This is a genomic window from Nostoc punctiforme PCC 73102 (assembly GCF_000020025.1).
Lineage (GTDB): Bacteria > Cyanobacteriota > Cyanobacteriia > Cyanobacteriales > Nostocaceae > Nostoc > Nostoc punctiforme.
Map to the genome: position 1 here is coordinate 4,581,609 of NC_010628.1, position 12,908 is coordinate 4,594,516.

Below are 12,908 nucleotides of genomic sequence, written 5' to 3' on the forward strand. Positions count from 1 at the left end.
TTTTAGCGACTGTCATTGTTACGACCTCCAGAATGTTTTATTGGCCAAACTCAAGCCTAGCCTGTTCTACCAAATCACCTGTAACAATCTCTTGACCTGCTTCACGAGCTAGCTGTTCAATTCTGGCTTTAGCTTGAGAGCGGACAAAAAAGGGAATATTTTGTAACTTTTCTTTAGCTTCTGGTGTCCACCGCAAAGCATCAATAAAATTAGAGTCGCTCATAGTATTAATTCCTTTGGTAAGTCGCTGAGTTTAATCAATAGATTACTAATTTTCTTATAAAAAAAGCCCTTGCTTTTACGCAAGAGCTTTTAAATTATTTAGTTGTCAGTGATGAAATAAACTTTATAACCTAATCTAGGTCGTCCATGAACATCACTGGCTCAGTATCACGGTTAATTCCTTTCTCAAAACCACCAGCCGCAGCCCGTGCGCGACCAGCGTGCCACAAGTGACCAACTAGGAAGAAGAATCCTAGTACGAAGTGAGAAGTTGCCAACCAAGCGCGAGGAGATACGTAGTTGAACGAGTTAATTTCGGTAGCCACACCACCCACGGAGTTCAGAGAACCCAGAGGAGCGTGGGTCATGTATTCAGCAGCGCGACGAGCTTGCCAAGGCTGAATATCGTTCTTGATTTTTTCCAAGTCAAGACCATTGGGGCCACGTAGAGGCTCCAACCAAGGACCACGGAAATCCCAGAAGCGCATGGTTTCACCACCGAAGATGATTTCACCAGTTGGAGAGCGCATCAGGTATTTACCTAGACCTGTGGGGCCTTGGGCAGAACCAACGTTAGCACCCAAGCGTTGGTCACGAATCAAGAAGGTCAAAGCTTGAGCTTGAGACGCTTCTGGACCGGTAGGGCCAAAGAATTCGCTAGGATAAACGGTGTTGTTGAACCAAACAAAGATCGAGGCAATAAAGCCCATCAACGACAGAGCGCCCAAGCTGTAGGAGAGGTAAGCCTCACCAGACCAGATGGATGCACGACGTGACCAAGCAAAAGGCTTGGTAAGAATGTGGAAAATACCACCAGCAATACAGATGAAGGCAATCCAGATGTGACCACCGACCACATCTTCTAAGTTATCAACGCTGACAATCCAGCCTTCACCACCGAAGGGAGACTTGATTACATAACCGAAGATAACTGCTGGGTTCAATGTGGGATTGGTAATAATCCGAACGTCACCACCGCCTGGTGCCCAGGTGTCATACAACCCACCGAAGAACATTGCTTTTGCTACCAATAGCAGCGCACCGAATCCCAAAATAATCAGATGGAATCCGATGATGTTGGTCATCTTGTTCTTGTCTTTCCAGTCGTAACCAAAGAAAGAAGAGTATTCTTCTAAGGTTTCTGGACCACGAACGGCATGATAAATACCGCCAAAGCCAAGAACGGCTGAGGAAATTAGGTGGAGTACACCGACAACAAAGTAGGGGAAGGTGTCGATGACTTCACCACCAGCACCAACGCCCCAACCCTGTGTAGCGAGGTGAGGTAACAGGATCAAGCCCTGTTCGTACATGGGTTTTTCAGGAACAAAGTGAGCGACTTCAAACAAAGTCATCGCTCCTGCCCAGAATACAATCAAGCCAGCATGGGCAACGTGAGCGCCCAGAAGTTTGCCAGATAGATTGATTAAACGCGCATTACCAGACCACCAGGCAAAGCCAGTAGATTCTTGGTCGCGTCCAGTGCCGCCTAATATATTTGGTCTATTAGAGAGCGTTACCACGTGGTAATACCTCCTCAGGGAATACAAATTGTTCGTGGGGTTGATCTTGAGGAGCCATCCAAGCGCGGATACCCTCGTTCAGCAAAATGTTTTTGGTATAGAAGGTTTCAAACTCAGGGTCTTCCGCCGCCCGTAATTCTTGGGAGACGAAATCATAAGCTCGCAGGTTGAGTGCTAAACCGACGATGCCGACGGCACTCATCCACAAACCTGTGACTGGCACGAACAACATAAAGAAGTGCAACCAGCGTTTGTTTGAGAAAGCAATCCCGAAAATCTGTGACCAGAAACGGTTTGCTGTCACCATTGAATAGGTTTCTTCAGACTGGGTTGGATTGAAGGCGCGGAAGGTGTTAGCTCCATCACCGTCTTCAAATAAGGTATTTTCAACTGTGGCACCGTGAATGGCGCATAATAATGCACCACCCAATACACCAGCAACACCCATCATGTGGAAGGGGTTGAGTGTCCAGTTGTGGAAGCCTTGCAGGAATAGCAGGAACCGGAAAATTGCAGCCACCCCAAAGCTGGGTGCAAAGAACCAGCTTGATTGTCCCAAGGGGTACATCAGAAATACGCTGACGAATACTGCAATGGGAGCTGAGAAGGCGAGGGCGTTATAAGGACGGATTCCTACTAGACGCGCAATTTCAAATTGCCGCAACATAAAGCCAATCAAACCAAAGGCTCCGTGTAGGGCAACGAATGGCCACAAGCCACCCAGTTGGAACCAACGGGTGAGGTCGCCTTGGGCTTCTGGTCCCCACAACAGCAATAGGGAATGTCCCATGCTGTCGGCGGGGGTGGATACTGCCACTGTTAGGAAGTTAGCACCTTCTAGGTAGGAGGAGGCTAATCCGTGGGTATACCAAGAGGTGACGAAGGTGGTGCCGGTCAGCCAACCGCCTAGTGCTAGGAAGGCGCAGGGGAACAACAGTATCCCTGACCAACCTACGAATACGAAGCGATCGCGCTTGAGCCAGTCGTCTAGAACGTCAAACCACCCTCTACTGGGCGCACGTCCAACTGCGATGGTCATCGGACTAAAATCCTCTTTTTTTACTAAAATTGCAACGTTTCTAAGGCAATACGGAGAGCCAATGTAACCGGCTGCCGTGAGGAATTAACGTTTTTTTTGACAATCTCAACAGCTTAAAAGCGACTGAGATTCTGAGAAGTTGCTGACCTGTGAAATCAGCATTTGTCTTTCTTTATGCCATTACACGTACCATCGGCTAGTAATGTAGCTTGTGGTAACTTAATGATTCTTAACTTATCACACTACTCAGGGTTTTTGCCTGACACACAGAAGCAAATCAGGCATGAAACACGAACCTTATAAATAATATGAATATCAGAAATTTTACAATTTGACACAACTTTTCTCAGAAATGTAAGAAAATTTAGTCTAGATGGACGTAGGTAGGTAACTCATTCCCAAGAGGTCAAAAAGAGGTAGAGGGAAGGGAAGAAAGAATTTTTATCCGCCAGTGAGTAAATAAATCATATAATGTCCCCCTCACAAATAAATTATATGGGTGGCAGGAGGCAGGAGCGCAGCTGAGTTTTTGTCAACAATGTTTGGTAAAATAATCAAGCAGCAGACCCTCTAAAGTGTTCTTTAGTTGAATGACTAGCCTTCAATTTAGTCAAGTTCTGTCTAGTAGCATTCAGTGTGCGAGTATTTCACAGCGAGTATCTCACAGGCAATTGTAGTTCAATGACGACATCAACAACGATTAACAAAGGCGATCGCCTCCTGCATCAAAATGTTCTCGGTTCTCGTCGGTTCAGTAACTACTGGTGGGCAACTATTGTTACCTTGGGAGCAAGCGGCTTTTTACTGGCTGGGATATCCAGCTACTTAAAAGTTAATTTACTCATAGTTTCCGATCCAACTCAACTAGTATTTGTCCCCCAAGGATTGGTGATGGGGTTATATGGTGCTGCTGGCTTGCTATTAGCCACATACCTATGGCTAGTGATTTTATTGGATGTGGGTGGCGGCTACAACGAATTTAATCAGGAAACTGGCACAATCAAAATCTTCCGTTGGGGTTTTCCGGGCAAAAACCGCCGAATTGAGATTGATAGCCGCATAGAAGATGTACAATCTGTACGAATAGCCGTCAAAGAAGGCCTTAATCCTATTCGCGCCCTCTATCTACGCATTAAGGGGCGGCGAGATATTCCCTTAACACGGGTTGGACAACCCTTATCTTTAACAGAGTTGGAAACAGAAGGTGCAAAGTTAGCCCGCTTTTTGGGAGTATCGTTAGAAGGACTTTAAGTGATAGGGCATAGGGCATGGGGTACAAAAGGCAGAGGTGCAAAGAGGCAGAGGGGAAAGACTTACTGTAACTTTTCCCCATTCCTCATTCCCCATTCCTCATTCCCCATTCCTCATTCCCTCTTGAAACGATAAGATACTCTGGTTAAATCAGTAACTGGCAATGCGGTTAAAAATTTCACAATTTTTGCTTTCTCTTGTGCTTATCAGTGCTGTGATGCTTGGAGGATGTTCAACACAGCAGGTAGCTTCTAATACCTCTTCTCCAACCTCGACAGCTACCTCGACTACCCAGACGACTACTCAAGCAACATCTGTATCTCAAACTAGTAGTGAGAGTATTCCTGGAATCACTGGTTTACCACGTCTTGAAGGCAAGGCGACTGTGGTAATGACGGTTAAAGGTTCGCCCATTACTATCGAAGTAGACGGCACTGATGCCCCCATTACAGCTGGTAACTTCGTAGATTTAGTTCAAAAGGGCGTTTACGATGGTTTAGCTTTCCATCGAGTTGTACGCGAACCCCAACCGTTTGTAGTTCAAGGGGGCGATCCTCAAAGCAAAGACCCGAAAGTTCCAGCAGATCAGCTGGGAACGGGTAGCTATATTGACCCAAAAACGGGAAATGCTCGCTACATACCTTTAGAAGTTAAGCCAAAAGGTTCGGATACTCCGCTTTACAACAAACCATTTGATGCTACTGCTCAACCCGTTATATTGCCTCATAAACAGGGTGCAGTAGCGATGGCGCGATCGCAAGCACCAGATTCCGCTTCTGCTCAGTTTTACTTTGCTTTGGCGGATCTAGCCTTCTTGGATGGTAACTACGCCGTGTTTGGCAATGTCACTCAAGGCTTGGATGTAGTGAACAAAATTCAGCAAGGCGATCGCATTGACTCTGCTAAAGTCACCCAAGGGGCTGAAAATCTGAAAACAGCAGGGCAGTAGGAGGAAGAGAGCAGGGGGAGCATACTTCTCTACGAGAGGCTGCGCCCTAAGCGTAGCTATGCCGCAGGCTTTACGACTACGCTCAGTAACCGGGGTAGGCAGAGGAAGCAGGGGGAGAATAACTACTAACTCCTAACTTCTAACTCCTAAATTTAGTGAAAGTTCTTGTCACTGGTATTGGCCTAGTTTCCGCCCTGGGTGGAAGTTTAGAGGATAGTTGGAAAAATCTGATAGCAGGTAAATCTGGAATTAGGTTACATCAACCATTTCCAGAAATAAAACCACTTCCTCTAGGTTTGATTGCTCAACAACCATCTGAGTTGGCAATGTTAACTCAAATGGTTGTTACTTCTGCTTTACAAGATGCTGGGTTAGTTCCACCTTTAGCTGATTGTGCTGTCGTCATTGGATCTAGCCGCTCTTATCAAGCATCTTGGGAGATGCTGGCGCGGCAAATGTATAAAGATACAAAAAACTTGCCCGTTTCTAATTTTGGAAATTGGTTAGATATATTACCTCATATCAATGCGATCGCAACTGCAAGACAAATCGGTGCAACAGGTATGGTTTTGGCACCGATGGCAGCTTGTGCAACTGGAATTTGGTCTATCGCCCAAGCAGCCTTACTTATACAAACTGGGCAATGTCAACAGGCGATCGCAGGCGCAGTGGAAGCACCAATTACACCCCTAACTTTAGCTGGGTTTCAGCAGATGGGTGCTTTGGCGAAAACTGGGGCTTATCCCTTTGATTTGCAGCGAGAAGGCTTAGTTTTGGGCGAAGGTGCGGCTGTATTTGTCTTAGAATCCGCAGAGTTGGCAAAACAGCGTCAAGCAAAAGTGTATGGTGAAATTCTCGGTTTTGGCTTAACTAACGACGCATATCATAGTAATTCACCGGAACCTGAAGGGAAAAGTGCGATCGCAGCTATCAAACAATGTCTAGAACGTAGTTGTCTCTCACCAGCCGATATTGATTACATTCATGCTCATGGCACAGCAACCCAGCTAAATGACCAGATGGAGAGTATGGTAATCCAGCGCTTGTTTCCCCAAGGCGTGGCAGTTAGTTCTACCAAAGGAAGCACAGGTCATACACTAGGAGCATCGGGAGCATTAGGTGTAGCTTTTTCTCTCATGGCATTAAAGCATCAAATATTACCGCCTTGTGTAGGATTGCAGCAGCCAGAATTTGATTTAGAAATCGTTACAGCAGCACGTCTAAGCAAAATTAGGCAGGTTTTATGCTTGAGTTTTGGCTTTGGTGGACAGAATGTCGCGATCGCGTTAGCTAAGTCCCCATAGTACTTTGTACCTACAGCACAATATAAAATATAAAACTGTAACAAAAAATACAAAATTTTTATTTTTCTCAAAAAAAGGATAAGCTAGTTACAGAATGATATCCGGTTCGTAAAGATACCGTGATTAGGAGAAAATTTTATGATTTCAAAATCACTACTACCGCTAGAACCTGCTTCTCCAGCGCATATATGCCCATTTGACCAAGCCTGTAGCTACTTAGAAGCGGCAGCTAAAGAATTAAATTTAAATCAAGGTTTGCTGGAAATCCTCAGCCATCCGCGTAAGGTTGTCACAGTTTCCATTCCAGTGAAACTAGATGATGGCGAAATACAAGTTCTTGCTGGACACCGTGTACAGCACTCCGATGTTTTAGGCCCCTACAAAGGTGGAATTCGTTACCATCCAGCTGTGACATTGCGCGAAGTATCGGCTTTGGCAATGCTGATGACCTGGAAATGTGCCTTGTTAGGTATTCCTTATGGTGGTGGGAAGGGTGGCATTCCTATAGATCCAAAACGCTACAGTGTTGGCGAATTAGAGCGAATTAGCCGCCGTTATATCAGTGAGTTACTTAAAGATATTGGGCCTTCTGTAGATATTCCTGCGCCAGACATGGGTACTTCTGCTCGTGAAATGGCTTGGATGATGGACACTTACTCTGTAAATGTTGGTCATGCTGTACCAGGGGTTGTGACTGGCAAACCGCTTTCCATTGGTGGTTCTCTGGGGCGAGAAATGGCAACTGGACGTGGCACAATGATTATTGTGCGTGAGGCGCTAGCAGATCGAGGTAAATCCTTAGTAGGAGTGCGAGTAGCTATTCAGGGTTTTGGTAATGTCGGTGGTGCCGCAGCTGAATTACTCCATCAAGCAGGCGCGAAAATTATCGCTGTTTCAACAGGTGCTGGGGGAATATTTTCCGAAGCTGGTCTTGATATTCCCGCGTTGAAAATCTACGCTGCTGAAAATCGCAAGAGTATTGTAGGTTTCCCGCAATCTGTACCAATAAGTAATGCAGATTTATTAACTTTACCCTGCGATGTCTTAATACCAGCGGCTTTAGAAAACCAGATAACTGGAGAAAATGTGAATCAGGTGCAAGCGCAAATTGTCGCAGAAGCAGCTAACGGGCCGGTTACTCTTGAAGCTAACTTGGCATTAGAGGCGCGGGGTGTAACAGTGCTACCAGACATCTTGGCGAATGCTGGTGGTGTGGTAGTCAGTTATTTGGAGTGGGTGCAGGGTCTTTCTTACGTATTTTGGGATGAGGAGCGCGTTAACCGCGAAATGGAGCATTTGATGGTACAAGCCTACCGTAAGGTGATTCAGCAATCTAATAAGCGGCAAATTTCTTTAAGATTAGCAGCTTACACTTTAGGCGTGGGTAGAGTTGCCCAGGCCCTGACTGACAGAGGTCTTTATCCTTAATATTTAGGAAGATACAATATTTTGAATTGAATAGACCAGATGTTTAGGGGTGCGATATTATATTGTGCCCCTACAATTACATAGCGATCGCTGCTAATATAACTTCGATTCAAGATACACCGTTAGGAGCGTAGAGCTAGCTTTACGCTCCTAACAATGTATCTGTTATTATTTACGACTCACCAGAAGGGGAAGCAGCATGAATTAAATCTGGCTTCTTCTCAGCAGGAGGAAGTTCAATAGCTTGAGTCGATGTGGGACGTTGATGGCGAGCGCGAGTTTGGATCTGCACAGGTTTACCCATCTCAATTGACTGGTAAAGTGCTTGAATGATCGAAACATCAATCAACCCTTCTGTCCCAGATGGCTCAGGGTCTTTATCTTGCACAATACAATCAGAGAAGTAGGTAAATTCAGCTGCTAGTTGGTCATGATCCTCAAAGGTACGCTCTTGAGTTTCACCATTAATTGTCAAATAATGCTTGATTTCTCCCTGCCAAGGATAGGCAGGTTCTACTCGTAAATCTCCTTTAGTACCTACAACCTGATAGGTTGAAACATTTGCCCCTCCAAAACTACAGGTAAATGTTGCCAATCGCTCGTTGGGAAAACGCAAAGTGACACTAGTCATTTCTTCCACTTCGCTGAAACGTTGTTCTCCCTTATTGGCAGCTACAGCAAATACTTCAATTGGTTCATCTTGAAATAGATAACGTACAGCATTAATGCAGTAAATGCCGATATCATAGAGCGTGCCACCACCAGTTACATTACGTAAACGAATATTGCCTTCTTCTACTTGTTGACTAAAAACCGAGTTAAAAACACGTGGTTCACCAATTTGCTTCGAGCGGATAATTTCGACTGCTTGTAAATTGGCTTCTTCTAAATGTAAGCGATAGGCAATCATCAGCTTGACATTATTATCATTGGCAGCTTTAATCATTGCCTCACACTCTTCTTCTGTCACTGCCATTGGCTTTTCACACAACACATGAATTGCCTGATTAGCAGCCCGCACAGTGTAGTCACAATGCAAGTGATTGGGCAAAGCAATATAAACTGCATCAATCTCGCCGCTTGCCAAACAGTCCTCATACTCCTCATAGGAGTAAGTATGCTCTATTCCATACTTTTTGCTCAGTTCTTCGCTTTTAATGGGGTCATCTGAAACCAGTGCCACTAATTCTGAGTTTTTGGCGTGGACAAAGGAAGGTAAGGCGGCTTCTTGAGCAAACCAACCTAAACCAACAACAGCATAACGAATTTTGCGCTTACCATTTGTAGCAGTCATTTTTCTCCTCTCTGATAAAGGAATATTTTGCTAAATGCACCAATTACCTTTGAATTAGGACTAACTGTTTATACAAATACTGAGAAGAAATTAGGTTCCTACATTGCTAATGCAGCTTCTACATTTGACACCAACTTAGCTTTGGTTTCCTGAAACTCCTGTCCCAATTCAGTTAGCTCTTTATCACTCATACATTCGCGCACAGCATTAAAAATTTCGCTTTCTTCTTCTTCTGCATGATGCTCAAATGTTTCCTTCAATTCGCTCATTTTTTCTTTAAACTCAGGATCGGTAGGTTTAAACGCCTTAATCTCTTCTAAAATAACTGAAACTTCTTCATGCTCTTCTTCAGCTTCTTCAACATATTGTTCAGTTTCTTCGTATTCTCGCAAAGCTGGGTAGAAAACTAATTCTTCAGTTCTAGCATGTAATATCAACGCTACATAAATTTGATTGAATTGTTCAACTAATTTTGCACCCTTAGCTTTTTCTACTTCTGTAAAAAGCTTTTCAACTTGACGATGCTCTGCTTCAATTAATGCCAAAATGCCTGTTGCTTTATCTTTATTAGCTTTAGTTCTAGCCATTTCTTTTCCCCTTATTAATTAGAGATTTATAGGGCTGAGAATTTGGAGGTTGATGAATGAGAACTCGTATATTCTCAATGAATTGCTAAATTAAAACCTCATTCTTTCAGTAAGCTTTAGTTTAGACTTAAGGAATATTTCCGCTATTGCAACCTAACTGAAATTCATAACCTCAGCATGATGGATACAGAGTATGTAGCGTTAGCAGCCCAAGAATACGGCTCAATCATCAACCATACGACCTGTGAACGCCCAAAAAGTGGCTATGGCAGTAAGATGATGAATGCGATCGATGCCTGCGACGGTCACTGAGCGCAGCCGTAAAGCCTGCGGCATAGCTACGCTTAACGCGGAGCGTCTCGTAGAGAAGTGCGGGCTACGCCTACGCCTCTGAACTTGTAGATGGTGCATGGGAAATGTCAGCTTTGCCTGATGGACAAGTGCAAGTCACACTGAGTTGGCGTTTACCCTCAGTCGAGCTGGCTAAATTAAAAAAATAGTAGGAGTTCGGCTAGTCTATGGTAAAACCAATAATCCAATCAGCAACTCAAACTTTATACAACGAAGATTATTACCTCTGGCTGAGGACAACTATCAATCAACTTCGTGCTGGACAGTTTTCTGCTGTTGATTTAGATAATTTGTTAGAAGAATTAGAAACTATGGGTAGAAGGGAGAAGCGAGCAATTGAAAGTTTATTAATTAAGCTTCTTCAATATCTACTAAAACTCAAGTGTTGGGATGAAGAGCGAGAACGTAATCTAGGACATTGGAAAGGGGAAATCAGGACTTTTCGTAGAGAGATTAAAAAAGCTCTAAAAGATAGTCTTAGCTTAAAACCTTACATCTTAGAAATATTTGATGAATGTTATCAAGATGCAAGGAAAGAAGCAAGCGATGCCTACGGCGGTAAACTACGCTCTAAACTCCTACTTGACATATTCCTCTCTATACCCATTAGCTCTTTAGAACAAATCTTAGATGAAAACTGGTTTCCTGAATATAACCATAATCATTACGGTAAACCCGATTAAAATGAATACGCAACTTGGGTTTCCATAGGAGTATGAAGCCGTGCAGCCGGACTTAATAGGCTTGGAAATTAGTAAGGGGGAACTAAGACGTTTGACTGGGTTTGATCCAGAAGACGTTTTTAGACCTTCTGTTCTGCGAGATGGCAAAAAGCGATTAGGGTTTTTTATCAATGAAATGCTGGTAACGCTGGCGCTAACGCCAATAATTGTGGGCTTTGTTTATGCGTTTATTATTCTGCCAACAATTGGTTCTTCAATTCGACTAGGAATTCTTTTACTAATTTTAGTGCCAATGCCGATATTAGTAGGGCGATGGCTGTGGCGACAATTAACCTGTCCCGAAGGACTGACAATACTTTTAGATGAAGTTGATAAATATCATGACCTGGTTGCTGCTATAGATATTAATGACCAATTGGCAGCATCAGGGAACGTAGAAAGCAGTATCCATGACCGAGATAAAGTCACCGCCGCCTTACAACTAATTAGAGAAGATTTAGTCCGCGCTCTGAAAACGGAACGAATTTTGCGAGATAATAAAAAATTGCTTGCTAATAACCAAGAGTTATTTGTGAATAATTTAGCCAGTCTGCAAGCTTTACAAGTTAGTAGTCAAGCAGGCGAATATGCTCAACTGCTAAATCAATCATTGCAAATTGCGATCGATGTGCAAGCAGAAATCAGAAAATTGCACAAAGGCTAAGTGGATGTTTGTCAACCTTGGGCGACTAGAAGTCGCGGCTACACAGACTTGTGTTGAGCGGAGTCGAAATACAAAACCTGCCTCCGCAGGTTATAAAACCATTGATTTTGCATTAGTCCACGGAGGTGGACAATGCTAGTGTAGTAGCGACTTCTAGTCGCCCAATACTTTCCCACAAAACAATCGCCCCGTTGACCTAAATGAGCAACAAACCAAAAATAATTGTCCTGGATGATGACCCTACAGGTTCTCAAACAGTCCACAGCTGCTTGCTGCTAATGCACTGGGATGTGGACACTTTACGCAGTGGATTACAGGACGATTCGCCGATTTTCTTTGTACTGACTAACACTAGATCGCTAACGCCAGAGTCAGCTACATCTGTCACCAAAGAAGTTTGCCAAAATCTAAAAATCGCTTTGAATGCTGAAGGAATTGACGATTTTTTGATTGTCAGCCGTTCTGATTCTACTTTGCGGGGGCATTATCCCATCGAAACTGATGCGATCGCACAAGAACTTGGCCCCTTTGATGCTCATTTTCTTGTTCCAGCCTTTTTTGAAGGTGGGCGTATCACCCGCGACAGCGTGCATTACTTGATGATTGGCGGTGTACCCACCCCAGTCCATGAAACCGAATTTGCCCGTGATTCAGTCTTCAGCTACCATCACAGTTACTTACCCAAGTACGTCGAAGAAAAGACTCAAGGACGCATTAGTGCTGAAGCTGTAGAAAGGTTTCTCCTAGCTGATATTCGCGCTGGTAGTTTAGAACGCTTGTTACAACTGAGTGGTAATCAGTGCGCTGTCGTCGATGGTGAAACTCAAGACGATCTCAACCGCTTTGCAGTAGATATATTAGCAGCAGCAAGTCAAGGGAAACGCTTTCTGTTTCGTAGTGGCGCAAGTATTTTAACGGCTTTAGCCGCTTTACCACCCCAACCCATTGCTGCCGAAAACATGGCGCAATACGTGCGCCAGGGCAAACCAGGTGCGGTTATTGTTGGTTCCCATGTGAAAAAGACCACTCAGCAGTTAGAGGCGCTATTGCAAATAGAGGGAACAGTGGGAATTGAAGTAAATGTCGCGCGATTACTTGATGATGCAAATCAATCTGCGGTTCTGCTAACTGAAATCAAAGAAAGTACACAGGCGGCACACGAAGCGGGTAAAACACCAGTGGTTTATACTAGCCGTCAGGAAATGAGTTTTAAAGATGTCAACACCCGATTGGAGTTTGGGGCTAAAGTTTCAAGTTTATTGATGGATATTGTGCGGGGTTTACCATCCGATATAGGATTCTTAATCAGCAAGGGTGGCATTACCTCAAATGATGTCTTGAGTACTGGACTAACCTTAACTTCAGCCCGCTTACTCGGTCAAATTTTAGCTGGTTGTTCAATGGTGTTAACCCCATCCGATCATCCCCAGTTTCCTGATTTGCCTGTGGTGCTGTTTCCAGGTAACGTTGGTGATGCTGATGCCTTGGGGACAATTTATCAGAGGTTGACTAAACAATCTTGAGTGTTGAGTGAAGATAATGATAATTCCGAACTACTGCCTTTCTGCTAGAAG

The 12,908-nt window shown here is 44.1% G+C and carries 14 protein-coding genes; 9 read left to right on the forward strand and 5 right to left on the reverse strand.

Annotation, left to right across the window (positions count from 1 at the left end; translation table 11 throughout):
- Positions 1-37 precede the first annotated feature (37 nt).
- The 3 genes from NPUN_RS18370 to psbD form a co-directional block, all read right to left on the reverse strand.
- Positions 38-223, reverse strand: coding sequence for a PCP reductase family protein (locus NPUN_RS18370; protein ID WP_012409996.1), 186 nt, complete (start codon positions 221-223; stop codon positions 38-40).
- Positions 224-353: 130 nt separating this feature from the next.
- Positions 354-1,745, reverse strand: a complete 1,392-nt coding sequence (psbC, locus tag NPUN_RS18375; protein ID WP_012409997.1) for a photosystem II reaction center protein CP43 — start codon at positions 1,743-1,745, stop codon at positions 354-356.
- The gene (gene psbD, locus NPUN_RS18380; protein WP_012409998.1) at positions 1,729-2,784 is read right to left on the reverse strand and encodes a photosystem II D2 protein (photosystem q(a) protein); all 1,056 of its coding nucleotides are present in this window, start codon (positions 2,782-2,784) and stop codon (positions 1,729-1,731) included. Before psbD ends, psbC begins: the two co-directional genes overlap by 17 nt.
- A gap of 681 nt (positions 2,785-3,465) precedes the next feature.
- On the opposite strand from psbD, the gene NPUN_RS18385 reads away from it, so the two are divergent.
- The 4 genes from NPUN_RS18385 (at position 3,466) to NPUN_RS18400 (ending at position 7,716) form a co-directional block, all read left to right on the forward strand.
- Positions 3,466-4,035 carry a photosystem I assembly protein Ycf4 gene (locus tag NPUN_RS18385; RefSeq protein ID WP_012409999.1) on the forward strand — a complete coding sequence of 190 codons (570 nt, stop codon included), beginning with the start codon at positions 3,466-3,468 and terminating at the stop codon, positions 4,033-4,035.
- 163 nt (positions 4,036-4,198) lie between these two features.
- Entirely contained in the window at positions 4,199-4,984 is a 786-nt protein-coding gene (locus NPUN_RS18390) for a peptidylprolyl isomerase (RefSeq protein ID WP_012410000.1), read from the forward strand.
- Between the two features lie 155 nt (positions 4,985-5,139).
- The gene (locus tag NPUN_RS18395; protein ID WP_012410001.1) at positions 5,140-6,288 is read left to right on the forward strand and encodes a beta-ketoacyl-ACP synthase; all 1,149 of its coding nucleotides are present in this window, start codon (positions 5,140-5,142) and stop codon (positions 6,286-6,288) included.
- A gap of 138 nt (positions 6,289-6,426) precedes the next feature.
- Positions 6,427-7,716 carry a Glu/Leu/Phe/Val family dehydrogenase gene (locus tag NPUN_RS18400; protein ID WP_012410002.1) on the forward strand — a complete coding sequence of 430 codons (1,290 nt, stop codon included), beginning with the start codon at positions 6,427-6,429 and terminating at the stop codon, positions 7,714-7,716.
- A gap of 172 nt (positions 7,717-7,888) precedes the next feature.
- Here the strand turns inward: NPUN_RS18400 and NPUN_RS18405 are convergent, their stop codons facing one another.
- Positions 7,889-9,010, reverse strand: a complete 1,122-nt coding sequence (locus tag NPUN_RS18405) for a Gfo/Idh/MocA family protein (RefSeq protein ID WP_012410003.1) — start codon at positions 9,008-9,010, stop codon at positions 7,889-7,891.
- A 98-nt stretch (positions 9,011-9,108) separates the two neighbouring features.
- Positions 9,109-9,597 carry a hemerythrin domain-containing protein gene (locus NPUN_RS18410; protein WP_012410004.1) on the reverse strand — a complete coding sequence of 163 codons (489 nt, stop codon included), beginning with the start codon at positions 9,595-9,597 and terminating at the stop codon, positions 9,109-9,111.
- A gap of 177 nt (positions 9,598-9,774) precedes the next feature.
- Between NPUN_RS18410 and NPUN_RS44155 the strand changes: the two genes are divergently transcribed.
- The 5 genes from NPUN_RS44155 to NPUN_RS18425 all read left to right on the forward strand — a co-directional run bounded on the left by NPUN_RS44155 (position 9,775) and on the right by NPUN_RS18425 (position 12,857).
- On the forward strand, positions 9,775-9,909 hold the full coding sequence (locus tag NPUN_RS44155) for a hypothetical protein (RefSeq protein WP_272913919.1): 135 nt from the start codon (positions 9,775-9,777) through the stop codon (positions 9,907-9,909).
- A gap of 206 nt (positions 9,910-10,115) precedes the next feature.
- On the forward strand, positions 10,116-10,631 hold the full coding sequence (locus NPUN_RS18415; RefSeq protein WP_012410005.1) for a DUF29 domain-containing protein: 516 nt from the start codon (positions 10,116-10,118) through the stop codon (positions 10,629-10,631).
- Positions 10,632-10,671: 40 nt separating this feature from the next.
- A complete protein-coding gene (locus tag NPUN_RS18420; RefSeq protein WP_012410006.1) occupies positions 10,672-11,334 on the forward strand; it encodes a hypothetical protein in 663 nt (220 codons plus the stop codon).
- 4 nt (positions 11,335-11,338) lie between these two features.
- Positions 11,339-11,473, forward strand: coding sequence for a hypothetical protein (locus NPUN_RS44160; RefSeq protein WP_272913920.1), 135 nt, complete (start codon positions 11,339-11,341; stop codon positions 11,471-11,473).
- A 61-nt stretch (positions 11,474-11,534) separates the two neighbouring features.
- Positions 11,535-12,857 carry a four-carbon acid sugar kinase family protein gene (locus NPUN_RS18425; RefSeq protein WP_012410007.1) on the forward strand — a complete coding sequence of 441 codons (1,323 nt, stop codon included), beginning with the start codon at positions 11,535-11,537 and terminating at the stop codon, positions 12,855-12,857.
- The last annotated feature ends 51 nt before the right edge of the window (positions 12,858-12,908 follow it).